General features: G+C 37.5%; 23 protein-coding genes. 8 read left to right on the top strand and 15 right to left on the bottom strand.

Annotated features, from left to right (window positions below; translation table 11 throughout):
- Positions 1-138 precede the first annotated feature (138 nt).
- The 4 genes from BW964_RS19575 to BW964_RS19560 all read left to right on the top strand — a co-directional run bounded on the left by BW964_RS19575 (position 139) and on the right by BW964_RS19560 (position 3,440).
- The gene (locus BW964_RS19575; RefSeq protein WP_076509799.1) at positions 139-1,080 is read left to right on the top strand and encodes a heme-binding domain-containing protein; all 942 of its coding nucleotides are present in this window, start codon (positions 139-141) and stop codon (positions 1,078-1,080) included.
- 1 nt (position 1,081) lies between these two features.
- A complete protein-coding gene (locus BW964_RS19570; RefSeq protein WP_123911917.1) occupies positions 1,082-1,558 on the top strand; it encodes a hypothetical protein in 477 nt (158 codons plus the stop codon).
- Between the two features lie 66 nt (positions 1,559-1,624).
- Positions 1,625-2,692 carry a sensor histidine kinase gene (locus BW964_RS19565; RefSeq protein WP_228431932.1) on the top strand — a complete coding sequence of 356 codons (1,068 nt, stop codon included), beginning with the start codon at positions 1,625-1,627 and terminating at the stop codon, positions 2,690-2,692.
- Positions 2,673-3,440, top strand: a complete 768-nt coding sequence (locus BW964_RS19560; protein ID WP_076509793.1) for a LytR/AlgR family response regulator transcription factor — start codon at positions 2,673-2,675, stop codon at positions 3,438-3,440. The genes BW964_RS19565 and BW964_RS19560 overlap by 20 nt, the downstream gene beginning before the upstream one ends.
- A 30-nt stretch (positions 3,441-3,470) precedes the next feature.
- Here BW964_RS19560 and BW964_RS19555 read toward each other — a convergent pair whose 3' ends face one another.
- Positions 3,471-3,944 carry a GNAT family N-acetyltransferase gene (locus BW964_RS19555; protein ID WP_076509791.1) on the bottom strand — a complete coding sequence of 158 codons (474 nt, stop codon included), beginning with the start codon at positions 3,942-3,944 and terminating at the stop codon, positions 3,471-3,473.
- Between the two features lie 4 nt (positions 3,945-3,948).
- The gene (locus tag BW964_RS19550) at positions 3,949-4,566 is read right to left on the bottom strand and encodes a DUF1684 domain-containing protein (protein ID WP_076509789.1); all 618 of its coding nucleotides are present in this window, start codon (positions 4,564-4,566) and stop codon (positions 3,949-3,951) included.
- A 134-nt stretch (positions 4,567-4,700) separates the two neighbouring features.
- On the opposite strand from BW964_RS19550, the gene BW964_RS19545 reads away from it, so the two are divergent.
- Positions 4,701-6,284, top strand: a complete 1,584-nt coding sequence (locus BW964_RS19545; protein WP_076509787.1) for a GMC family oxidoreductase N-terminal domain-containing protein — start codon at positions 4,701-4,703, stop codon at positions 6,282-6,284.
- Positions 6,285-6,297: 13 nt separating this feature from the next.
- Here the strand turns inward: BW964_RS19545 and BW964_RS19540 are convergent, their stop codons facing one another.
- The 3 genes from BW964_RS19540 to mqo form a co-directional block, all read right to left on the bottom strand.
- Positions 6,298-7,161, bottom strand: a complete 864-nt coding sequence (locus tag BW964_RS19540) for an AadS family aminoglycoside 6-adenylyltransferase (RefSeq protein ID WP_076509785.1) — start codon at positions 7,159-7,161, stop codon at positions 6,298-6,300.
- 2 nt (positions 7,162-7,163) lie between these two features.
- Positions 7,164-7,565 (bottom strand): hypothetical protein, encoded by a 402-nt coding sequence (locus BW964_RS19535; RefSeq protein WP_076509783.1) that lies wholly within the window; start codon positions 7,563-7,565, stop codon positions 7,164-7,166.
- 79 nt (positions 7,566-7,644) lie between these two features.
- Positions 7,645-9,150: a malate dehydrogenase (quinone) gene (gene mqo / locus BW964_RS19530; protein WP_076509781.1), complete on the bottom strand. Its 1,506-nt coding sequence runs from the start codon at positions 9,148-9,150 to the stop codon at positions 7,645-7,647.
- A gap of 177 nt (positions 9,151-9,327) precedes the next feature.
- Between mqo and BW964_RS19525 the strand changes: the two genes are divergently transcribed.
- Complete coding sequence (locus BW964_RS19525) at positions 9,328-10,914, top strand: hypothetical protein (protein ID WP_076509779.1); 1,587 nt, start codon at positions 9,328-9,330, stop codon at positions 10,912-10,914.
- 267 nt (positions 10,915-11,181) lie between these two features.
- Here BW964_RS19525 and BW964_RS19520 read toward each other — a convergent pair whose 3' ends face one another.
- Positions 11,182-12,222, bottom strand: coding sequence for an NAD(P)H-dependent glycerol-3-phosphate dehydrogenase (locus tag BW964_RS19520; protein ID WP_076509777.1), 1,041 nt, complete (start codon positions 12,220-12,222; stop codon positions 11,182-11,184).
- Positions 12,223-12,449: 227 nt separating this feature from the next.
- Here BW964_RS19520 and BW964_RS19515 point away from each other — a divergent pair, with 227 nt between their 5' ends.
- The gene (locus BW964_RS19515; protein ID WP_084176041.1) at positions 12,450-13,481 is read left to right on the top strand and encodes a M23 family metallopeptidase; all 1,032 of its coding nucleotides are present in this window, start codon (positions 12,450-12,452) and stop codon (positions 13,479-13,481) included.
- 528 nt (positions 13,482-14,009) lie between these two features.
- Here BW964_RS19515 and BW964_RS19510 read toward each other — a convergent pair.
- From BW964_RS19510 to BW964_RS19490, 5 genes are all read right to left on the bottom strand, one after another.
- A complete protein-coding gene (locus BW964_RS19510; protein ID WP_076509775.1) occupies positions 14,010-15,185 on the bottom strand; it encodes an MBL fold metallo-hydrolase in 1,176 nt (391 codons plus the stop codon).
- An 18-nt stretch (positions 15,186-15,203) separates the two neighbouring features.
- Positions 15,204-15,857, bottom strand: coding sequence for an NAD(P)-dependent oxidoreductase (locus tag BW964_RS19505; protein ID WP_076509773.1), 654 nt, complete (start codon positions 15,855-15,857; stop codon positions 15,204-15,206).
- 58 nt (positions 15,858-15,915) lie between these two features.
- Positions 15,916-16,326, bottom strand: a complete 411-nt coding sequence (locus BW964_RS19500) for an Rrf2 family transcriptional regulator (RefSeq protein WP_072925251.1) — start codon at positions 16,324-16,326, stop codon at positions 15,916-15,918.
- A 66-nt stretch (positions 16,327-16,392) separates the two neighbouring features.
- A complete protein-coding gene (locus tag BW964_RS19495) occupies positions 16,393-17,343 on the bottom strand; it encodes a hypothetical protein (protein ID WP_076509771.1) in 951 nt (316 codons plus the stop codon).
- A 269-nt stretch (positions 17,344-17,612) separates the two neighbouring features.
- On the bottom strand, positions 17,613-18,047 hold the full coding sequence (locus BW964_RS19490) for an FKBP-type peptidyl-prolyl cis-trans isomerase (protein ID WP_076509769.1): 435 nt from the start codon (positions 18,045-18,047) through the stop codon (positions 17,613-17,615).
- 347 nt (positions 18,048-18,394) lie between these two features.
- Between BW964_RS19490 and BW964_RS19485 the strand changes: the two genes are divergently transcribed.
- Positions 18,395-19,399, top strand: a complete 1,005-nt coding sequence (locus tag BW964_RS19485; protein WP_076509767.1) for a catalase family protein — start codon at positions 18,395-18,397, stop codon at positions 19,397-19,399.
- A 112-nt stretch (positions 19,400-19,511) separates the two neighbouring features.
- On the opposite strand, the gene BW964_RS19480 is transcribed toward BW964_RS19485, so the two are convergent.
- The 4 genes from BW964_RS19480 to BW964_RS19465 all read right to left on the bottom strand — a co-directional run bounded on the left by BW964_RS19480 (position 19,512) and on the right by BW964_RS19465 (position 23,543).
- Positions 19,512-20,552, bottom strand: a complete 1,041-nt coding sequence (locus tag BW964_RS19480; protein ID WP_076509765.1) for a TerC/Alx family metal homeostasis membrane protein — start codon at positions 20,550-20,552, stop codon at positions 19,512-19,514.
- A gap of 175 nt (positions 20,553-20,727) precedes the next feature.
- Positions 20,728-21,336, bottom strand: a complete 609-nt coding sequence (locus BW964_RS19475) for a TerD family protein (protein ID WP_034703446.1) — start codon at positions 21,334-21,336, stop codon at positions 20,728-20,730.
- Positions 21,337-21,409: 73 nt separating this feature from the next.
- The gene (locus BW964_RS19470) at positions 21,410-22,357 is read right to left on the bottom strand and encodes a hypothetical protein (protein ID WP_084176038.1); all 948 of its coding nucleotides are present in this window, start codon (positions 22,355-22,357) and stop codon (positions 21,410-21,412) included.
- A 16-nt stretch (positions 22,358-22,373) separates the two neighbouring features.
- A complete protein-coding gene (locus BW964_RS19465; protein WP_185117126.1) occupies positions 22,374-23,543 on the bottom strand; it encodes a toxic anion resistance protein in 1,170 nt (389 codons plus the stop codon).

The following is a 23,543-nucleotide window of genomic DNA, read 5'->3' as shown; positions in this document are numbered from 1 at the left end:
TTTTAAATTTAAAATTTTCTTAAAGTTTTTTAGATTCAGCCGGATGAACGTTTCAGGAATAAAAATGAACGTTTCAACTCATTTTATAGTTTTGATAGGAAAAACATCTTTTACTTTGTACTCAATTCCAGCCTACTTATGAAAAACAAGATGATCAAAACCGGACTTGTCATGACCGGTATTTTTGCACTCATGCAACTGTACCGTCCAAAAATAGATAAAGGACATCATGAAAGTCAAAAAAAAGTGTTTCCTCACGATGTGCAGGCGATTCTTAAAAATTCATGTTATGATTGCCATTCCAACCAACAAAATTTAAAATGGTTTGACCAGATAGCCCCTGCCAACTGGATCGTTGCAGATGATATTAACAGGGCAAAAAGTGTTTTAAATTTTTCAGAATTTGATCAGCTTCAAAAATCCGATCAAAACACCAAAATATGGGGAGCTGTTAATAAAATCATGCTGGGTGCAATGCCGATAAAGAGTTATTTAACATTACACCCTGAAGCCAAAGTATCGAACGCTGACCTGGAAAAACTTAAAAAGTATGCCCTTACGCTCGCTCCTGAACAAAAACAGGATACAGCAAAAGATCATAAGCTCCATTTACAATATGCTGCATGGCGTGAGAAAGAGATGAAAGCACCCAAAAAGTTACCTGTTGCCGTAAACGGAATTGCTTATATCCCGGAATATAAAAACTGGACTCCAATAAGCACAACCCAAAGAATTGATAACGGAACATTGCGGATTATTTTCGGAAATAACATTGCCATACAGGCTATCAGGGAGCATCATACAAACCCGTGGCCCGATGGAAGCATCATTGCCAAAGTGAACTGGGAATCTTTGACGACTCCCGATGGAACTATTTCTCCCGGTGCTTTCAGGGCTGTGGAGTATATGATTAAAGACCGTAAAAAATATGCTTCTACCAAAGGATGGGGATGGGCAAGATTTCTGACTCCTGATCTGAAGCCTTACGGAAGTGATGCGGGTTTCACGAAAGAGTGTGTCAACTGTCATACTCCTGTAGCCAATACCGATTACGTTTTCACCTTACCAATGCAACACTGATATGAAATACTTTATCCTTACCATTACATTTTCCTTTTTGCTCTGCTCATGTAATAAAGCATTGCCGGAAAACAGAAACGAGCAAGCGTCTCTTCCTGAAAAATTCAATTTCAAAGAGATGAAGCTTAAAGCCATTACCACTTTTATTCATCCGGAAAACCATACAACAAGTACATTATATGGCAACGAGAACGCCTATAATGCACTATTACATTCAGACTCCACCCCAAGTAACAGCAGTAAAAATTTAGTACTGATCACATGGAAACTGCAAGATGATCCTAAATGGTTTGGTGCAAAAATCCTTGGATCGCTGGTGAGTATCGAGACTTTAAAAACAAATACCAACTTTAAAGACTTACAAAATATCACCTATGAATTTTTGCCGGGGGGACACTTAGAAAAAAACATCCCGGCATCGGATAACGGCAAACGAATCAAAGATATTCTGGCAGTACAACCAGCCGTGATGCCTTAAAAGAGAAAAAATATACCTGAAAATTTTAATACGCCATGGACCCATCTCATAATTAACAGTGAATTTTTGTACCTTGTAGAAGCCCGTTTTAATTTTGTAACTCATCACATGCAGCTGAATAGAAATACTTTTAACGTTTCTCCCAAAATAATATGGCTGAGCTCTGTATTTATGGCTATTCTGGCCTCTATTCCAAAGGTTCTTCAGATGAATATTACAACATCAGAATTGGCTGTAGATGCAGGAATGGCTTTCCTCTATACTTTATTTATATGGTACTATAATCTATACAGTCTACCCAGATTTTCAGTACCCGGAAACAGCCGGAATCAACTGACTAAGAAACTTGTAATCAGCTTGATTTCAGGAACGGTTTTTATGGCTATCTTAGTCGCTTTGTACCATCTTATTTTCTCTCATTATCAGTTTCTACCAATGTTTCTTATGTATCAGTTTAGAGGAATTTTAATTAATCTGACGGTCTTTTTACTGATTCACTTCATTTATCAAAGCTATGACACCCAACAGGTAAAATTACAGCTTGAGAAAATAAAGACCGATAATCTGAATGCTCAATACGAACTATTAAAACAACAGGTAAACCCTCATTTTTTATTCAATAGCCTCAATACGCTGAAATCAATGATTGATGTACAAGATAGTCAGGCATCGGATTTCGTCGTAAAATTATCCAATTTTTACCGTTTTTCGCTTGAAAGCAGAAGGGAGAATGTAGTCCCGCTTGAAAAAGAAATTGCTATTTTGGAGGCCTATACTTTTCTCCTGAAATCACGGTTTGAAGATGGGTTCCAGATTGAAATTTCAATTTCAGACAAGACCAGAATGTCTTTAATTCCTCCGTTTACCCTACAATTTCTTATTGAAAACGGCATTAAACATAATATTGTATCATTGAAGAGACCCATCCATATAACCATCTTTGAAGAGGATCATCAACTGGTGATTCAGAATAATATACAGCCCAAAAGAAATGTAGAACAATCATCCGGAATTGGACTGGATAATATAAAAGGCCGATATTCACACTTAACAGATCAACCTGTAAAAGTGATCCATAATAAAGATTTTTTCATTGTTAAATTACCGCTTGTCTATGAATATTCTCATTATTGAAGATGAAGTAAAAGCTGCCAAAGCACTGGCAGACCATCTTAAGAAAATAAGGCCGGAAAGTCATATTCTGAGTATTCTACAAAGCGTAGAATCTGCAATAGAATGGTTACAGAATGAAACTCTGCCGGATCTGATATTCATGGATATTCAATTGGCAGACGGTCAATGTTTTGAAATTTTCGAATCGGTTGATATCAATATCCCTGTTATATTTTGTACTGCTTACAGTGATCATACTTTCGAAGCCTTCAGAAATAATGGGATCGATTATATCCTGAAACCTTTTACAACAAACGAGATTGAGTTATCCCTTCAAAAACTAGAACAGTTCCGCAATTTCTTTCAAAAACAAAATTCACCAGCTGAACTTTTACAGATTATAAAATCAGTGCTTCCTTCCGAAAAAGCAAAAACTAATTTTCTGATCTTTTCACAAAACAGATATTTAAATGTTCCTACCGGTGAAATTTCTTATTTCTGTAAAAGAACTGAAGGCACCTTTGTATCAACCATTGAAAATAAGGTATATCCAATGAAAGAAACATTAGAGGAAATCCAGCGGCAGGTAAGTCCGGAAGATTTTTTCAGGGTCAACCGACAATATCTGGTCGCCTTCAAAAGTATCAGGGAAGTACAGCACTATTTTCATCGAAAACTTTTGATTCTACTGGATGTGGAAACCTCTGAGAAAGTTTTTGTACCCAGAGAAAAGACTACCCTATTTCTGGAATGGCTATCGAATCGCTGATCAGTAAAAGAAATGCATTGCCTGAATTTTCTAGAGTTTCTTATACATCAGATATTGAGGACCACTCCTTCCTATTCTGCTTTTACCATCATACAGATATCCTGTTTTCAGATAAATATGATAGGCTGAAAGATTTTTCTGATTAACTGCCAGAACAATTTCCTCGCAATCGGGAAAATTTTCCCTTACAAATTCATCAACAATCTGCATAGCAGCTTTTCCTATTCCTTTTCCCTGTAAGTCAGGATTGATAGACAAAGATCTCAGCAAAACAGATTTTTGGTTATCGGTCAATTCAAATTTATCTTCACCAAAATCCAGCACAAAAAATCCGGAGGGCTGCCTGTTTTCAAAGACCGTGATTGCATACGCTTTAGGATCGTTGATCTCGCTGAGTCTTTTCAAGGCCTGCTCTACAGTTGAAGTATACTTTTGCTGATGTTCATCCAGGGTATAATTAAGCCCTTCGAAATCTTCCTGTTTATAAAAATCTAAGCTGACCATATTCTTAGTGATGATAAATATCCTGATACATCACCCCTGCCCTGATCTCTACCGGAAGCTTGTTTTCTTCAGGAACCACGGGACAATTGTAGTCATAAGCATTATAAGCACAGTAAGGCTGATAAGATTGATTAAAATCCAGAACAATCGTATTTCCTTTCGGAATTCTCAGGTCCATATATTTTCCGCCTCCATAGGTTTCTTTTTCATTGGTAGCATCGCGAAAAGGAAGGAAAAGATGGTCTTTATATTTCTCCTGCTTAATAAGGTCAAGGCTCTGGTACAAAGTCACGGTATAGGGTTTTCCATCAAGTTCAAAGGTTGCTTTTCCATATTCACGATAAGGCTTGGTTTTACCGGAAGAAGTAGGAAGCTCAAAAGGCTGTGGATTTTCAGTTTTACTGAATTTTGCAGTAACCCTGTATTTTAAATTAACCGGAAAGAAAGGATGTTTTTTAAAATTCGTAAAATTGTCTCCACGTAAGGGGGTTTCCTTTGGATTACGATATTCTGCATCGAGTTCCTTCTGAAATTTCCTGATCTCCTTGCTTGCTTTTGATACTCCTTTTTGAGCTAAAATAAACAGTGGAGACAACAGAAGAATGATTAATATTTTTTTCATGAATGCTTCAAATTATAAGTAAAACTATGAATTTTTCATGGCATGAAAAGTTAAAATTATAATAAAAAGGCACAATCTGTTTTAAATAATCCGTGTTCCATTTTCTTTAGCATATTTTTTGACCTGTAAAGCTTATGGACAGAAAGAAATTCATCAAGACGGGCCTTCTCGCAGTATCAGGTTTTTATTTCCTTAATGCTCATCTGTTTCAGGCCATGCAGCCGAAAACTGACAGCCTGGAAGGAAAGGTCATAGATGCCCCTATACTTATTGTAGGCAGCGGATATGGAGGAGCTGTATCAGCTTTACGTCTTTGTGAAGCCGGAAAAAAAGTGGTCATGCTTGAAATGGGTCTGAATTGGGAAAAATCAGGAATTCCATTTTCCAGTATGCTGAAACCCGGCAAAAGTGCAGCGTGGCTGAAAAAGAAGACCATTGCCCCGTTTATGAATATTTTTTCATTAACTCCTTTCACGGGAACACTGGACAGAATGGATTTTGAGCATATCAATATCTGGGTTGGACGCGGTGTAGGTGGCGGTTCTCTGGTGAATGGCGGAATGGCCGTTACCCCAAAGGAAAGCTACTTTAAAGAAGTTTTTCCTCATCTGGATGCTGAAAAATTTTACAACACCTATTTTCCATTGGTTCATAAAGAACTCAAAGTGAATGTTATTGGTGAGCAATTTTTAAAAGACTGCCCTTATTATCAATTTACACGGGTTGGTGAAGAGGAAGCTCATAAAGCAGGTTTTAAAACCATACGGGTTCCGAATGTCTATGATTTCCAATACATGGAAAAGGAATATAAAAATGAAGTGCCCCGCTCTGCGTTCAATACGGAAGTGATTTACGGAAATAATCATGGGAAGAACAGTCTGGATAAGACTTACCTCAAAAAGGCACTGGAAACCGGAAATCTTGAAATTCTGGATCTTCATTGCGTAGAACATATTAAGCTTAATGATGATAAAACCTATACTTTGAATGTTCAGCAAATAGACACTTCAGGAGCTGTTGTTTCTGATAAAGTATTCAACTGTAAAAAACTGATTCTCGCTGCGGGAACTATGGGAACTTTGAAAATTTTATTACAGTCAAATGCTGTTAATAACTTTCCGATACACGAAGAGATCGGGAAAAACTGGGGGAACAACGGTAATTTCATGACAGGCAGAAACTGGGTAAAACCATTATCTGGCGGAACAGGCGCCAAACAATCTACGATTCCTGTGGGAGGTATCGATAACTGGGAAGACAAAGAACATCCTTTTTTCACAGAGATTGCTCCGCTTCCGATGGGAATGGATGTAGCTACAGCATTATATCTTCTGATCAACAGAGTTGATAAAAAAGGAGAAGTTTCGTATGATGTGAATGCCAAAAAACTGAGTTTAGACTGGGATCCGAGCCATACGGCTAAAATGAAGGAGAATGCAGATTATTTTATCAAAAAGATGAACCGGGCGAATGGTGGAACAAGAAGTCATTTCTTATTTAATAACGGTTTCGGAGCTGATGTCTGCTATCATCCGCTGGGAGGCTGTGTATTGGGTAAGGCAACCAATGACTATGGAAAACTAAAAGATCACGACAATCTATATGTGTTAGACGGCTCTTTAATTCCGGGAACCATCGGGGTTAATCCTTTTGTGACCATTACTGCTATTGCAGAATATTGTATTGAAAATCTAATCAGACAGAATGAATTTGCATAGGATTAAGATATCACTACATGGATTGTACTTCATCTAAATATTTTCTGATATCCTCTTCATGCTTCTGAGGGTACTCCACATTGAGATTCTCTGCTAAAGCTGTCCCAAGGTCATGCACCAGATCTGCTGAAGCGTATAAAGCACGCCAGTTATCTTCAATATTACTTCCTGAGAAGGTAGCTTCTACTTTTGCCCAGAGTTCTGCAGACAGGTATTTTTTGAAAAGACGGCCATGTTTATTGGTGGGCATATTTTTCCAGTCATGAAAACTGGCAACAGACCATTCAATAAGAGGCACGAGATAATCTGTCCGGATCACATTTTCTGACATGAATTTAGCATAAAAAAGATCTTCACGCTTCAGGCATTTGGCCACATAGGTTGTATCCCACCAAAAGTCGTTTATCAATTGCTGAAACTTTTGTTCCTCAGGTTTCCGGATCATGACAGACTGATAGGTAGGCGGCTTTAAATCTTTAGTCAGATGATCTTTATCAATCAAAACCTTGTAACCAACATCCCAATCATCGGGAAGCCTTTCTTTCTGGACCTCTTTTACAAATTCTGATTTTTGATAAAGTTTAAAATCAACTTTCACATGGTCGGAATACAGAACCATTTTCATAGCGTGTTTCCCATCAAAATAAGGATCATCTTCTTCTACCATGGAAACAGGATCACCAAAAAGATGCATCCATTTTTTATCAGTCTCGTAGTCCTTCAGATTTTCAAAAACCAATTCTATATCAAGGTCGCTGAAATCATCTACAGGTGCGTAAGGATTTACCAACGAACTAGTCAGCAGAACAGTTCGGATGTCAGGATTGTTGTCTGCCCAACTGATGATGTGCTTCAGCTTTTCCTCCCGCGCTTTCATTATTAATAAGATTCTGAAATTTTCACCCGGTACACATCCAGAGAATTTCTTTTGATGGATTCTACAAAAAATCCGCCTTCCTCAGGAATTACTTCTTTCAGATTAAAACTTTTACAGTCTCTAGGCAAGCCGGAAAACACTAAGGTAAACCAAAAATCTCTCATAAATGGAACGGGTGTCCAATTGGGGTAGATGGTGATATTCTCAGCATGGATAAGCTTGCTTTTATGCTCAGACTGATTGTCAAGAAGGTAGGTAGAATTCCATATTCTGATCAGATTTCCTAAAAAGGGCGATGCGGGAAAGCAGCAATGGACAATAACCTGCTTTTCCTCTTCAATTTTGGTCTGAAGAGATTCCAGGAGTTCTTTGGCGATAATGGGTTTTACGAGTATTTCTTCCACCTTTTATTGTATGTCAATTGTGAATGGATGAATAGTCAATGGATAGCATTCACAATTGACTATTCACCCATTTACTTTTTTAATATTCTAATTCTAATTTATCTTTGGTATAATTTCTTACTTTCTCTGTAAGCTCAGGATTGTGAGCTAATTTCTGACCATAAGAAGGAACTATTTCCAATAATTTATCTTTCCATTCACCCTGTAGTTTTTCAGGGAAGCATTTTTCAAGAACATTCAGCATAGCATATACTGCTGTGGAAGCACCCGGAGAAGCACCCAACAATGAGGCAATGGTTCCGCTTTTGTTCACCACCACTTCAGTTCCGAATTCCAGCTTGCCACCATCTTTTTCGTCTTTTTTGATGATCTGTACTCTCTGTCCGGCTACTTTCAGTTCCCAGTCTTCTTCATTGGCATCTTTGATGAATTCTCTCAGATGCTGCATTCTTTGTGACTTGGTCATCGCTACCTGCTGAATGAGGTATTTAGTCAGCGGAAGATTGTGCCACCAAGCGCCAAATAGTGATCTTAAATTTTTAGTATTAACGCTTTCAGGAAGATCCAGATAGCTTCCTTCTTTCAGGAATTTTGTAGAGAACCCGGCAAAAGGTCCGAAAAGAAGTGCTTTTTTACCATCAATAATTCTAAGATCCAGGTGAGGAACAGACATAGGCGGAGCATCTACTGTGGCCTGGGTATATACTTTGGCGTGATGTTTTTCAACCAGTTCCTGATTGTGACTTACCAGCCACTGCCCGGAAACAGGGAAACCTCCGTAGCCTTCACTTTCTTTGATATCTGAACTGTCCAATAGAGGAAGCGCATAGCCACCAGCTCCAATGAATACAAAATCAGCAACAACTTCCTGTTTGTGATTGTGGATTCTGTCTTTGACTTTCATTTCCCACTTTCCGTCTTCTCTCGGATCCACATCTTTCACTTCATGGTAAAGAAATACCTCAACATTAGAATCCTCCAGCAGATGTCTTCCCATTTTTCTGGTTAAAGTTCCGAAGTTGACATCCGTCCCCATATCCATCTTAGTAGCCGCCATCACTTCAGAATCATTTCTTTTGCTCATCACCAGGGGAATCCATTCTCTAAGCTTATCATGATCGGTAGAATATTCCATCCCGGAAAAAAGAACCGATTCCGACATCGTCTGATGACGTTTTCTCAAATATTCAGATTCTTTTTCGCCGAATACAAGACTCATATGCGGGCATGAATTGATAAAGTCCTTAGGATCCTGAACATATCCTTTAGTTACGAGATACGCCCAGAATTGTTTTGACATTTCAAACTGCTCTGCAATACTCTCGGCTTTAGTAATATCAACGGTTCCATCCGATCTTTCATGCGTATAGTTAAGTTCACAAAAAGCTGAATGCCCCGTACCGGCATTGTTCCATGCTGCGGTACTTTCTTTCGCAAACCTGCCAAGCCTTTCGAAGATGGCAATTTCAAGATTGGGATCAAATTCGTGAAGTAGTGTTGCTAAAGTGGCGCTCATGATTCCGCCGCCTATCAGTACAACGTCATATTTTGGTTTCGGTGTTCTGCTTATAAGCGAGTGTGGCATAATTCTAAATTTTACATCAAATTTCGGGAAAAGTTTTAGAAGTAAGGATGGGTTTACCGATTTTAACACGTTAATTTTTACTTATAAAAGAATATACAATTTGCTTAAAAAAATAATGCATTGTAATTGATTTTTTTTTTACATATTTGCTTAAGCAATTACAAAATTCACAAACAAATGAAAAAAAATAATTTCCTGATACCCTTGGTATTAGTCTTTCTATTGTTTAGCTGTCAGACAGAAAAATTAAATACTGAAACTTTAGCAGCCGGGGAAGATAAATTCAAACTGACTTCTACGATAATTTCACTGGATCAAGCACCTCATGGATTGATACTTCTTTCCGAGATCAATAAGATTGAAACAAAACTAAGAGCATCAACACAGAATGCCTTTGGAAAAATAATTGATCACAAAAACGGCGTTTCTATTGACACAGAGCATGTAATTTATATTGAAAATGGTCCAAATTATCATACTTATACTTTCAATATAGAAAATACTCCTGGTGCATTATTACAAAATCTGATATTAACTCCTCTTCCCGACGGAAGTTATAAAGCATTAATTTTCACATATAATTTAACGAATGTTGAAAAACTAAATATTTTTAAAGGCCTTTCTATAGATACTAAAGGAAAAACAAGCATAACAGATCTTGATCATCCTACGATGTCGTCTAAAACTGACGGATGCTTATATGCAGATGAAACGATTTGGTATGAATGTAATGAAAGCTCTAAGTCTGCTGAATCGGTACCTTGTACTGCGTCATCACCCCAAACCATTTACACCATTGGATATAGAAATTGTACAGGTAATAATGACAGTGGGGAAGTATGGGAAAAAAATATTCCGGATCATAGTGACAAGGTAGGGAATGAGATAAAATCTAATCGTGAACGGGTAGTTTATGCATTTGAAAATCCTACCGATCTATTTAGCAGCTTGGCACCATACAACAGGGGTGTGCCTACGCAGCCCAATGTTTCCAATTCTTTTGCATGGTTTTTATATTATTTACCTAATAATTTGGGAAGTGTTATTAGTAGTGATCAAATTTCAGGGTATTATCAGGGATTTAAAGCTTATTATAATATCAATCCCAATAATCCTCATACTACTGATTTTATTATTTGGGGATTGAATTTTAAATTAAATAATCCTGATGTTTCTTGGGAGCAGTTTAGAAGCTTGTTTTTTACCTATACTCCTACTGGCTTTTTACAACAAGTCGTTTTGGAAAACCCTTCAACAATTCTTAATTATGAATCTCTTATTTCTCCTGATTTCAAAATGAGAAAAATTGATCGATTAAAGTATCCAAAATTTACAGCATTAGTACAATCTCTAAAAACAGACATCCAAAATAATCCGATAATACTAAATAAATTAGTTGATTTAACAAACTTAACAGAAGAACAAGTGTTAGCAAGTTTAACTTTTTGGAAGGGACCGTCTTTAAGGTTTATTCCAAATTTAAGAGGATCTTCAGTACCTAATTATGGAAATTTTAACACAGCAGATACAACTTTTACAAATATAAAGCTGGAATTTATTTTAGGATTAGAGCAGACATCTGTAATTTCTATGAGAGAGTCAATATCATTTTTTCTTGCATTAGCCATCTTAAACGATTTTATTTACTATGGAGAATATATTTCTACTAATGATAGCGAAATGAGTATTATATTTGAACACGCGAAATACTATTATACAATTACGCATCTCAATTCTGAAAATTATCTTATCCAATTAAGATAAATTCATTTGAAAACAATATTCTTCACTGCATGAGATAAAAAAGTAAAAGATCATGGTTATATGGATTAAAAATTATTTCTAACTCCTAATCCTTTTCTATTTATATTGTTATTAAGCTCTAAACCCAATAATCTTAAAATTTCTTGTTGAGATTTTATTAATGAAATTTCTTACTATTCTTTTTTTACGTCCTATCCTTACACCTGTTATTTAAAATATAAATTTATATCTTATAACGAGCTGGCTACACTAATTTTATCTTTTATATTAATTTAATTTTGCGGTCAGCTTTTTGAATTGTTTCTCTGCATTTTTCCCTTCGTAAAGGATGGCGTAAACCGTGTCTATAATAGGAAGTTTAAGATTCTTCTGCTTAGCTGTTTTATAAATAGAATCAGCAGCATAATACCCTTCTGCCACCATGTTCATCGATTGGATCGCAGATTTTACGGTATATCCTTTTCCGATAAGGTTTCCTAAACTTCGGTTTCTTGAGAAAAGAGAGTATGCTGTTACCAAAAGGTCACCCAGATAAGCACTTTCATTAACGTCTCTTGGGGCTTCGTAAACCGCTTCCAGAAAGATCTCCATTTCACGGATCGCATTGGAAACAAAAACGGCTGTGAAGTTATCTCCATACCCCAACCCACTTGCGATTCCAGCTCCGATGGCAAAAATATTTTTAAGAATCGCACTGTATTCGTTTCCTAAAATGTCTTTACTGGAATGTACTTTGATAAAATCTGAACTGAAAATTCCGGTCAGTTTATCTGCTGTCTCATCCTCTACCGCGGCAACAGTAAGGTAAGAAAGTCTTTCCATCGCTACTTCTTCGGCATGACAAGGTCCTGCAATAACCGCCTGGTTTCTAAAACCAATCTTAAATTCATCTCTTAAATAATGGGCTACCACATCATTGACTTTAGGGATAATTCCTTTAATCGCCGAAACAAAAATCTTGTCCCCATATTCACAGGTCATTTTATCCATCGTATCTGAAAGGTAAATGGAAGGTGTTGCCAATACGATGACATCACAGGCGCTTACCAATTCATTAATATCCGTTGTCAGTTTCAGACTTTTAAGATTAAAATTAACTGCCGTAAGGTAAGACGGGTTGTGTCCGCGAAGCTCTATAGCTCCTTTTACAAATTCACTTCTTACACACCAGTGTACCACTTTACAGTTTTCAACAAGCATTTTTACGATAGCAGTTGCAAAACTTCCACTGCCTACTACCCCTACAGAAACTTCGTTTTTACTTTTTTTCGGATTCGAAGATTCTGAAATTATTTTCTTTTTAGCCATAATTGAAATATGAACTACAAATATATTAAAACAAAGACGGAAGAAGGACTTTGGGCTTATGATAAAAGCCATTTTCTGAAAAAATTAACACTTAAACACAATTAAATATCTAATCAGACGTTAAATACAGAAAAAACTAAGTTTTCTTTAAAAATATACATCAAAGAGTATTTTTAATTAAATTTGCACGCTTAAAACCGTTTTGTAATATACTTAAGAGAAGAAATATGAAGAAATTTCTAAACAGCAAGAAGAATGTGAATATTCTCCTCGGAGGACTTTTGCTGGTAGTTTTTGCACAGGCCATCTTTATCGCCAGGTTATTTTCTGAAAAGGATGACAAGATGTATGAAGTAAACCTCGTTAAAATAAACACTGAAAAAGACAGTGTAGATTATTTAAAAATGAAAACTGATCTTACGATGGTAGATCAGACTGTGGCTGAACTTAATTCATTTCTAAAATCCAAAAACATCAGTGATCAAAAACTGATGATCCTTAGTAAAGACAGTATTTCAAATTCTGTATATCTGGCCAAACAGGCCAACCGCTACAGCCAATATCTGATGAATCTTCAAAAAAAGCTGATGGAAGTTCCTCTGGGAATGCCTACCGACGGATACATCTCGTCTAATTTCGGCATCAGAAAAAATCCAATTCCTTTTAAAACCGTATTTGCTTCTGTAAAATCAGGTGCCGCAGAGTCTAAACCAATAGCCGCTGCCGCTCCTAAACCGGAAGTAAAAGTAGAACCCGTTGAGAAAATTATTGAATTAACGGACAGCTATGGTAATAAAAGGGAAGTAAAAGTAATGGTAACGCCTAAAGCAGCTCCTTCTGCTCCGGCCCCATCGTCTGCAACTCCCAATTCAACAAAAGCTGTTGCCGGCAATTCTTCGGCTAAAGCTCCTGTAGAAAAAAATAATCCACCTGCTGAAGCTGACCAGATGCAGTTTCATAAGGGACTTGACATTGCGGTAGCTTTCGGTTCAGATGTGAGAGCAGCTGCTGCCGGAACGGTTATTTTCTCCGGTCAGAAAGGCGGTTACGGAAACTGTGTCATTGTTTCACACGGAAACGGACTGGCTACCCTTTACGGTCACCTTTCGCAATTGGTTTCAAAAGTAAATGAGAAAGTAAAGGTAGGACAGGTTATCGCCAAGTCTGGAAATTCCGGACGTTCAACAGGACCTCACCTGCATTACGAAGTCCATAAAAACAACACGCCGGTGAATCCGAAACTGTTTATGAATTTATAAAAAAATGGCTGTCTGTTCGACGGCCATTTTTTTATATTTACTTATTTAACCGGATGGCAAATTTAAACGTATTTTAAAATCTTTTTTTGAACCATTAAGATTTAATTAAGCTCGTAAGAATATTAAGATGAGCTCCGCTTTAAGAAGTCCCGACTTAAAAATCTATATGATTTTTCTTAATGAAACTTAACCTCTTCACTATTCTTAATGTTTCAAATTAAAATAGGTGTCTATTTATAGACAAAACATCAATCACAAAAGTCACAAAAGATTTTAAGTTAAATACATTAAACCGATAAAGTGCACTAAAGTTTTATGAAAATCTTTGATTTTCTGCTTATGTGGTCTTATTATTTTTAGGATGATAAAACTTTTGAAACTAAAGTGATCTAAAGTGTTTAAAACGATGGGCTTTTGTAACTTTTGTGTTTGAAATAATTTAAGCGCGTGGGGGCTTCGAAAACCTCAGCCCACCATAAATTGTATTATCAATAAAAAACTGCCATCTAATGACAGCAGTTTTATCTATTATTTCAGAATTTTAAGGATTCCTTTCAGATGAGTGAATGATCCGTTCGGTTCTGCAATATTGGTATACACTATATTTTGATTATAATCCTGAATGTGGGTAATGTTAGAACCCAGTTTTGGTTCGTGCCAGTAGACCATAAAGACATTCTTTGCTACTTCTACAGCAGTGTACCGGACAGTATCGGTATTTCCCTTGACGTTTCCGGAAACTCCTGTGAAGGACATTTCTTTATTGTTTTTGAAATCCAGAACGAATTTAAAAGTTCCGAAATCAGCTTCCACTTTGTTGCCTATGGCCGGATACGGTGATCTCAAATCCCAGTTCATTTCTCCAAAGAAAACTTTCGCTCCCATTTCCAGTTCATATTTTCCGTGAAGGTCAGGATATTGTTTCACCACAAAATCTACCACACCTGCCGATGTTTTGTTTTCAGTGACTGCTTTTTTATAGTTTTCCAGATAGTTTTTAACGAAATCCAGAGACTGGGGAGACAGCGATAACTTTGCAAAATGGGAAGGGACCACCTGCTCAGGTTTTAAGGCTTTCATGGCATCAATCTGCCCGATCCACTGATCAATGGCTTTGATATTCTGGGTATCTGCCATCCAGATATGGGAATCTACAGAAACAGAAATACCGCCAGCCACTGTTTTTAAAGATGGTATCCAGACAAAACTGTGAGCAGGGTCTTCAGCATTCTGTTTGATTTCAATTTTATTTCCTTCCAAGTCAGGAATGGCATTGGCAGCTTCCGGAACAATGATCTCTGAGGGAGCATCTTCTTTCAGCTGTGGTTTCCATACCGCCATCTTATCATCTTTTGAAGCGGATATCAGATACGCAGTCTGAGCTTTGGAAATGATTTTCACATTGGGAAATGCTTTTTTGATCACATCCAGTCCGAAATAAAAATCCGGGTCGCTGTGAGAGATAAAAACGGTTTTCAGATTTTTGCCCGTTGCTTTAATTTCCTTCACCAATTGTTCCGCATACTGCTTCTGAAACTGGGCATCGATCAGCACAGCATCTTTATCTCCGTAAATTAGGGTCGAAGTAATAGGAAAAATGGCTTTTGAGCCGGGATTGTATACTTTGATCTTCAAGTTTCCTGCAAACATCATGCTTACCAATCCCAGCACTGCTGTCAGTGATAATAATTTCTTTTTTAACATTGTCTCTTTTTTTGTGAATTAGTAAGCTGCTGTAAAACGCTCGCGGATGTGGTTGTTCTGTTCCAGTTCGTCTACCAATACAGCTGCTACATCTTCCACAGAAAGACGGCTTCTTCCGTTTTCGTCAACAACAGGTGTTTCCAGAGAAGTTCTGTATTTTCCGGTTCTCTCTCCTACATTTGCCTGGTTCATTTCAATAGCAGGGCTGAAGAAAGTCCAGTCCAGTGTAGTGTTTTCTTTAATTTTGTTTAAATAATCTCTTGCTGCTGTTGCCCCCGGTTTGTAAGCTTCGGGGAAATCCGGAGTATCTACGATCTGTACATTGTCAGGTGTATAAAGACTTCCTGCTCCTCCTACTACGATCAGTCTTTTCACGCCTGACTGTTCTACTGCTTTTTCAATATTGACAGAACCGTTCAGGAAATCATTGTAAAGATTTGGATTCGTCCAGCCAGCGTTGAATGCACTGATGACCGCATCACTTCCTTTCAAAGCTTCAGCAAGTTCTTCCGTATTGTTTACATCTACGCTTTTTGCGGTTACATTTTCTTTTGATTCTACTTTAGAAGCGTCTCTTACCAAAGCTTCTACTGCATATCCTCTTGATGTTAGCTCATTCACTATTTTTGCTCCTACAAAACCGGTCGCACCGATTACTGATACTTTTTTCATACTATTTTATTTTAAATTAATTGTAATAACTTTTGTTACATTTACGGGTAAAAAATTTTTATTCGAACTGATCGCTGAATTCCTGCAATGACTTATCTCCTAAAAAGTTAATAACCAGCTTATCTGTTTCTTCAAACAGGGTATTTAAATGAACATTGACTTCTTTTCCCACGCTGCATGCCGGATTGGGATTCAGATTCTTTTTCCCCAAAACATCTGTATTTTTCACAGATTTATAAATCTCCGAAATACTGATCTCGTCTGCATTTCTCGCAAGTTGAGTTCCTCCGTCTTTCCCCTGTCTGCTTATAATCAAACCTGCTTCTCTTAAAACACTCAATTCCTTTCTTACAATCACCGGATTTACATTCACGCTGCCCGCAATCCATTCAGAAGTGAGCCACTCCTGAGGACTTTTAGCCAACAAGGTCAGAATATGTATCGCCGTAGCAAATCTTGTATTGTTCATTATAATTACAGGGCAAAGATAGACAAATTTTTAAATGTAACAAATTTTATTACAGTTAAATTTTTCTTAAAGAATTAATTTGTCCAGATCCAGCAGCAGATAATTAATATTCTGGTTAATCGTTCTTGTTGCCGATTGCATCTGATTGAGCATTGCGGCCCGGTTATGAAGATCGTCAGCTCTGTAAAAACCTCCGTCGCTAAAGATCACCGATTGATCTGCCTCTTCTTTACTGTCATCAAACTGGTAATGAAGCCATCTTTCCTTCATACTGCTGATGATGGAATGTTTTTCTTTATTGGAGAATTTTTTCTCGGTATACATATACCAGATGAATGGCGGAAAATTCGGAGACTCCAGCTTTTCTCTCCAGATATCTCTCAATAGGTTTCTCTGGTGGATAAATTCTACCTTTTTTCCTTTTGGATTCAGGGTTGCCAAACCGAAGCCTGCTCCTACAACCCCTCCACTGATATCAATCGCATTACTCCACCCTCCGTCTGAAACGATACCGCCTGCGATAGAGGCAGCCGCTCCTGTCACAATTGAGTAGAGAATCATTTTATTGTTTCTTGAGTCATTAAGGTTATCCACATAATTTCCGATCTGTGCTACTCTCTCGCCTTCACAATCAAATTCTGCGGCCACTGCATCCAATTCGGTAAGGGCAATCGTAATTTTACTGTTGATCTTACTTTTGAGCTGCAATACTTTTACCTGAGCTGTAATGGATGAATCTTTTTTCAGATCAACGATTTTATGGACTTCGTCCAGATTATCCAAAGCATTCAGAATCAAAATACTCTGATCAGAGAACATTCCCTGCAGTTCTTTATTGGCCGCTAAAATAGAATCAGAATTATAGGATGGAACTCTGTTGCTGTAGTTATATTTAAAAGGAGCTTTACAGTAGCTGTCTTTTAAAGTAAGAATATTCTGTCTGATGACCTGGTTCTTTTTGGAAACACAGGAAGTCAGCAAGCTGAATACTGCCAGAAGGTAAAAGAGTTTTTTCATTCAGTTTATATTTTCTCTTTGTGTGGTGTGCTGGTTGGATCATCGCAAAGGACGCAAGGATTTTAAACAAATTCGAATGCTTTAAGGCGCAAGAATTTTATCTTCGATAAAATTTAAATCTTCTTATTTTGTATAATATTTTTCAGGCTTTCATATCCGTTAAAAAAATATAACACTCCCTGTTCTTTGAAATTGATCCATACGAATATAGTACAAATAAAAAAATTTACCTGAATTCAGGTAAATTTTTAAGCTATTTTTAAGCAGGATTATTTAATATCCAGTAATTCTACTTCGAAAACCAGTGTAGAATTCGGTCCTATTTCTTTGCTGATCTGCTGATCTCCATAGGCTAAATGCGGAGGAAGGATCAGTCTCCATTTGCTTCCAACAGACATTAGCTGAAGCGCTTCTGTCCATCCCTTAATCACTTTGTTTAAAGGGAAAGAAGCAGGTGTTCCTCTTTTTACAGAGCTGTCGAATACTTTTCCGGAAATAGTAGTTCCGTGGTAATGGCATTTTACAGTGGATTTAGGTCCCGGCTGTGCACCATCGCCTTCAGTAATGATCTCGTACTGTAAACCGCTTGGCAATTGTACAACACTTTCTCTTTTACCATATTCCATCATATATTCCTTACCATCGTTAAGGTTTTTTTCTGCCTGTTCTTTTTTCTTTTTAAATAACATATCTGCTACTCCCATTGTTGATATTTTTTACAAAGATAGGAGTTTTGGAGAGAATGGAATTTAGGATAAGGTGGGAGTTATGAGTTTTGAATTATGAGTTATGGGTTATAGGTTAAAGAGTATAATGTATAATGTATAATGTATAATGTATAATTAAAAAATAAATTTAAAAGCCTTTGGGTTGAAGGATAAACCAGGAGTACTTCTCTCTTCCGGTTCCCCTCTTCCATCACTTTTGCTAAACCACAGATTAGCAACACTTTCCCTTCCAACCCTATTACCTGCTACAAAATTCAAGTAATTTTAATATTATGTTAACGCAGATTCCAAAACTTGGCGTTATAATTGAATTTAAAAACTAAATGCCACAACCACTAAAATATAATAGGAAATTTGATGAGCTTACTGAAGAGGAAAGAGAACTTCTGGAAATCAATAAAAAAACGATTGCAGATTTTGTAGAACAGTCCTCTTCGATAAGTGATGTCAACTACGCTACCAGAAATGCTCATGCTAAAACTTATGCCACAGCAGAGGGTACATTTTTTATCGATAAAAATATTCCGGACGAACTTCTCCCATTCTTTGACAGCGAAAAATTTGACCTTACGATAAGGCTTTCCAATGCGAATCTGAAAATTAAAAACAAAGGAAAAGATATTCCAGCGTATGGATTTGCAGTAAAAGTAAGGGATGAAAAAGGCGGTTTAATTGCAAACTTTCCTCTCGTTAATTTTCCTCTCTTTCCAACGAATTCGGTTTCTCATTTCCTGAAACTGTTTACTGCAGTGAACAGATTTTACATTAAAAAATGGAGTAGCTTTTTTTCACTGGCAACTCAGGCTTTAAAAGTTGTTCCTTCTGTTTTCACACGTTCATTCGCCAGAAATATCTTTAAATTGTTGAGCAAAAGGAATGATTTTATTCTTTCTTTTGATTATCATTCTGTAGGAGCTTACCGTCTTGGTGAGTATATGATTAAAATAAAACTGGTTCCTCAATCTGTAGATAAAAACTTCGGTAAAAAATCAAAGATGAAGGAAGCTGTGAAAAACTATCTGCAAGATCATGACTATGCAGCAGATGTTCTGATCCAGTTTTGTTACGATCTGAAAGACCAGCCCGTCAATAAGCTGAATGTGGAATGGAAAAATTCACCTTATCTAAAGATTGGAGAAGTGAGAATAAATAAAGGCGATCTTCTGGACCCGCGCAATTGCAGCAATGAGTTGTTATCATTCAATCCATTTGAAAGCAAGATTTTTTTCCAGCCTGTAGGAAAGATACAGAAACTGCGTGATGAAGCGTATAAGGTTTCTATGCAGACCAGGAAAAAGATTAATCAGCTGTTGCACGGGGTGAAGTGATTGGTCAATAGTGAATTACAAGATGTGAATTTTGGGTGATTCAATTAATTTTTAAAATAAAAAAGGCTTTACAGATGGTAAAGCCTTTCTATATGATCAGGTTTTGCTATTCTTATTTTTCTGATTTTTCTTTTGCATCATCTTCTTTTTCAGGGAAAATAATAGATACAAGAACCGAAAGTACCAATACTCCTCCTACGATTCCCAATGAAACCGGGGACGGAATATGAATCCAAGGAGCGATCAGCATTTTTACCCCGATAAATGACAGGATAATCGCCAGTCCGTAAGGAAGCTTGCTGAACATGTGGATAAAATTCGCCAACAGGAAATATAAAGATCTTAATCCCAAGATCGCGAAAATATTTGATGTATACAGGATGAACGGGTCATTGGAGATCGCAAAGATCGCTGGAATAGAGTCTACCGCGAAAAGAACGTCGGTAAATTCAATAACCCCAACCACAACTAAAAGTGGTGTTGCCATCTTGATTCCGTTTTGGATCGTGAAGAATTTATCACCATCATAATTATCGGAAACTTTCCAGAAGCTTTTGATCAGTCTTGCACCGGCTGTATTGCTGTAATCTTCGTCATCATCGTCACCACCATCGCCCCAGGATTTGATCCCGGCATAGACAAGGAACAGACCGAAAAGGGCCATTACCACGTTGATCTGTACTGCTTTTCCGAAAATAGTCATTTCAGGAAGATACGTCAGGTTGATCAATCCTACTCCTGCGAAGATAAATATCGCTCTGAAGATCAGTGCTCCAATGATCCCCCAGAAAAGAACTTTGTGATGAAGGTATTTCGGAACTTTAAAGAACCCGAAAACAAGGATAAATACAAATAAGTTATCCACAGAGAGGGCCTTTTCGATCCAGTAAGCGGCCTGATACTGCGTAAATTTCTCTACGGCCACCGCGTGGCTCTCAGGGCTCCCGTCTGTATTGAAAACCCAATAGACTACTCCGGAGAATATCATGGATAGTGAAATCCATACGATAGACCAGATGGTCGCTTCTTTGGATGATACTTCATGGCTTTTTTTGTTGAATACTCCTAAATCCAGGAGCAGCATGATAACGACCGTTACCGCAAATCCCCACACCAAGCCCGGGTGCAATTCTAAAATACTTTGATGTTCCACTTCAGTTTATGTTATTATATGATAAAAGCAATAGATGTACTGGATGCACAAATATTGCTAATTTTTAATGTTTTTTATTTGATATCAATAAGGTCAATAAGTTTTAGCTCAAGCCTGTAAAACTATTCATTTTTTTTGAATGAACCAAAGCTCTTTCTTACTGATGATCTATTGATTATAAATAATTCGCCTGAACCGTTTGGATCGTCTGTTCCAGTTTTCTGTCTGAAGTAGGATCTCCGATCGCGTTGAATTTCCATTCTCCGTTTCTCTTGTAGAAAACCCCCATTACCATAGCAACGTGTCCTTTGAAAGAAGCATCATTAGCGATATCATATTTAGCGAAAACCTCTCTTACATTGGTAGGTGTTCCTTCATAGATACGGATAGAAGCGAAAGGAATCGTTCCGAAATCCTGTCCCTGGTAGCTGTTCAGTACCAGTGCAACGTGTTCTACGTTAGGCTCCAGCTGGCTGAAATCTACTGTGATCACTTCATTGTCTAATCCGTCATCTCCATTCACATCTCCGGTAAGGTCATCACCGCTGTGTTTTACAGAACCGTTTCTTGATTTCAGGTTTCCGAAATAGATCACTTCCGTAAGCGTTTTGTTTGAATCAAATAAGATACAGCTTCCATCTAAGTCTACTGCTTCTTTTTTAGTTCCGAAAAGTCCTTTTTTCTCAATTGCTCCCCAGTTGATTCCTACACAAGCTTGGGTAAGCTCAGCACCGTTTTCCTTTTTCAGGTTGATTCTTTGACCTTTTTGTAAGTTAATAGCCATCTTTTTATGTTTATTGTTGTTATTTATTTTTAGCAAATGGGCTTATGAACCTATTTGCAAATCAAATTTCGTATTAATTATTATTCAAATTTAAATTAAGCATTGCGCGCAGAATATTGGTTTCTTCGTCGAAGTCAAATATTTTGCTCATAATATCTATATTCTCAAGGTTTTTGAGATAATCTTTGAGCACATTTTCCACTTCTGCAGGAATCGTTCGCTTCCTTTCGTTGATGGAATTTTCCAGCAGTTCATTTTTGCTTTTCAGCTGATTGATGATTGAACTCTGGTTAGACTGGTTCTCTGAAATATCCAATTTTTCAAGATCCCCGTCAAACAGATAGAGTTTTTTATCATCAATGCCAAAAATAAAATGATCATCAGACTGAAATATCTTAAAGAGCTCGTACTCATTGGTTCCGATCAGATAACCACAGACAAAGCGTACTTTAAAACTCTGGATATTCAGTCTTCCCAAAAGCTTCCTTTCTATCGTATAATCTTTGTACTGATAGGCCGGAAAAGGCTTAGGTTTCAACTGCTCTTCATCTGCATTGGTCCTGTAAAATTCCTGTCCGTATTTTTTATGGAAATACAGAACATTGTTCCAGTCTGCCGTAAAAATATCTTCGGTAAGGTCTTTGTAAAGCATTTTCAGATGTTGGGAAAATATACCGCTGTACATCTTCCGGTCGGTCTGAAAACTATCCACACGCCTCTCTTGAAAACCTTCTATATATTTACTGTTAACGTCAATTTCATTAATGACAGCCAGCATATCATTTTCCTTCTGCCGCTTTATTTTGGTGAGAAGTTCTATGAGGCTATCGGTATACTGCAGGTGGAAAAGTTCCAGCTTATTGTAGTCCAGAGCGGTATTTTCCTGAAACAAATTGTGGATGATATCCGTTTTGATGTAAATAGATATGATGTCAATATGTTCAAAAAAATTAGCAAGAAGTTTAAGCTTTGTTAATCTTCTTCTGCTCTGAGACATTATGGCTGCCGCATCATCTCCCACCTTGATATTCTGTTAATTAACCTCTAACGTTAGCTTTTAATTCATGCTCCAGTGTCTGAAGATCCTGATCCAGTTTTCTTCTTCCTTCAGCACCCTGTTTTTGGATCTGCTTCACTTCATTCAATGTGTTGATCAGCATTGAAGTTGTTTCTCTCAATGTTTCTACCGATACGATCGTCTGCTCGTTCGCTCTGGCTACATTCACTGAATTCTGACCCAGACGTTCTGCATTTTTCTTCAGAATGGCTTCCGTAGTAGAAGATACCTTCTGCTGGATCTCGATATTCTGCTGCTGTCTGTACATCGCTACTGCCAGTGAAAGCTGGTTTTTCCAAACCGGAAGTGTGGTGGTAAGGATCGTCTGTGCTTTTTCAGCGATAGAAACGTTGTTATTCTGTACGAGCCTGATCTGTGGAAGGGACTGCATCATGATGATACGTACCACTTTAAGGTCAGCCATTCTTCTGTCTAATCTCGCGATAAAATCTCTTTTGTCCGCAATCTGATAATCCTGGTACGTCTGCGGATCAGCTTCCATTTGAGCTAATTCTCCTGCAGCTCTTTCCATTCTTACATTTCCTGCAATCACCAATTCTTCAATGGCTTTAATGGAATTCACATTGCTCTCAAAAATAGTCTGAAGAACCGCATTATCTTTGGTAGAAGTAATGATTCCGGCATTTACCTTATGAGCGATCTGTTCGATATTATTGATGATCTTATCATATTTTGTGAACAAGTTTTCCACCTGTGTCATGACCTTTTTCATGAACGGAATCTTGCTCAGGAAGCTTTTCACTTTATTCTGCTGAAGTTCCTCAACGTCTACATAGTTAAGTTCCACCAATAGATCATTGATAAGCACTCCTACTTCTCCTGAGTTGGATCTTCTTACATTTCCTAAAAAGCTGTCACTCTGGTTGGATAACGTTTTCTGAAGCTCTGCTCCATAATTGACGATGGAACCCGGATTGGTCTCATCGATCGAATTGGCAAGAACTTCATATTTCTTACGCTCTTCTACCTGCAACTGAGTCAGATTAACGTTCCCCTCTCTGTCCACAAGAACTGCCGGTGCCGTATTTTGTACAGGCTGACTTTGAGGAGCCACCGGAGTGGGTTCAAATGTTTTAAGAGGCTCAATGGATCCCATTGGATCTGTTGGTTGATTATCCTGGTTGTCCAT

The sequence above is a fragment of the Chryseobacterium shigense genome (genome assembly GCF_900156575.1).
GTDB lineage: Bacteria > Bacteroidota > Bacteroidia > Flavobacteriales > Weeksellaceae > Chryseobacterium > Chryseobacterium shigense.
Note: the sequence above shows the minus strand (reverse complement) of the source record. Positions and strands in the feature narration are given on the sequence as shown.

What these genes read in the sequence shown, in the direction of transcription:
- BW964_RS19575 (WP_076509799.1), top strand. Translation starts at nt 139, where the DNA reads ATGAAAAACAAGATGATCAAAACCGGACTTGTCATGACCGGTATTTTT.
- BW964_RS19570 (WP_123911917.1), top strand. Translation starts at nt 1,082, where the DNA reads ATGAAATACTTTATCCTTACCATTACATTTTCCTTTTTGCTCTGCTCA.
- BW964_RS19560 (WP_076509793.1), top strand. Translation starts at nt 2,673, where the DNA reads ATGAATATTCTCATTATTGAAGATGAAGTAAAAGCTGCCAAAGCACTG.
- BW964_RS19555 (WP_076509791.1), bottom strand. Translation starts at nt 3,944, where the DNA reads ATGGTCAGCTTAGATTTTTATAAACAGGAAGATTTCGAAGGGCTTAAT.
- BW964_RS19550 (WP_076509789.1), bottom strand. Translation starts at nt 4,566, where the DNA reads ATGAAAAAAATATTAATCATTCTTCTGTTGTCTCCACTGTTTATTTTA.
- BW964_RS19545 (WP_076509787.1), top strand. Translation starts at nt 4,701, where the DNA reads ATGGACAGAAAGAAATTCATCAAGACGGGCCTTCTCGCAGTATCAGGT.
- BW964_RS19540 (WP_076509785.1), bottom strand. Translation starts at nt 7,161, where the DNA reads ATGAAAGCGCGGGAGGAAAAGCTGAAGCACATCATCAGTTGGGCAGAC.
- mqo (WP_076509781.1), bottom strand. Translation starts at nt 9,150, where the DNA reads ATGCCACACTCGCTTATAAGCAGAACACCGAAACCAAAATATGACGTT.
- BW964_RS19525 (WP_076509779.1), top strand. Translation starts at nt 9,328, where the DNA reads ATGAAAAAAAATAATTTCCTGATACCCTTGGTATTAGTCTTTCTATTG.
- BW964_RS19520 (WP_076509777.1), bottom strand. Translation starts at nt 12,222, where the DNA reads ATGGCTAAAAAGAAAATAATTTCAGAATCTTCGAATCCGAAAAAAAGT.
- BW964_RS19515 (WP_084176041.1), top strand. Translation starts at nt 12,450, where the DNA reads ATGAAGAAATTTCTAAACAGCAAGAAGAATGTGAATATTCTCCTCGGA.
- BW964_RS19510 (WP_076509775.1), bottom strand. Translation starts at nt 15,185, where the DNA reads ATGTTAAAAAAGAAATTATTATCACTGACAGCAGTGCTGGGATTGGTA.
- BW964_RS19505 (WP_076509773.1), bottom strand. Translation starts at nt 15,857, where the DNA reads ATGAAAAAAGTATCAGTAATCGGTGCGACCGGTTTTGTAGGAGCAAAA.
- BW964_RS19500 (WP_072925251.1), bottom strand. Translation starts at nt 16,326, where the DNA reads ATGAACAATACAAGATTTGCTACGGCGATACATATTCTGACCTTGTTG.
- BW964_RS19495 (WP_076509771.1), bottom strand. Translation starts at nt 17,343, where the DNA reads ATGAAAAAACTCTTTTACCTTCTGGCAGTATTCAGCTTGCTGACTTCC.
- BW964_RS19490 (WP_076509769.1), bottom strand. Translation starts at nt 18,047, where the DNA reads ATGGGAGTAGCAGATATGTTATTTAAAAAGAAAAAAGAACAGGCAGAA.
- BW964_RS19485 (WP_076509767.1), top strand. Translation starts at nt 18,395, where the DNA reads ATGCCACAACCACTAAAATATAATAGGAAATTTGATGAGCTTACTGAA.
- BW964_RS19475 (WP_034703446.1), bottom strand. Translation starts at nt 21,336, where the DNA reads ATGGCTATTAACTTACAAAAAGGTCAAAGAATCAACCTGAAAAAGGAA.
- BW964_RS19465 (WP_185117126.1), bottom strand. Translation starts at nt 23,543, where the DNA reads ATGGACAACCAGGATAATCAACCAACAGATCCAATGGGATCCATTGAG.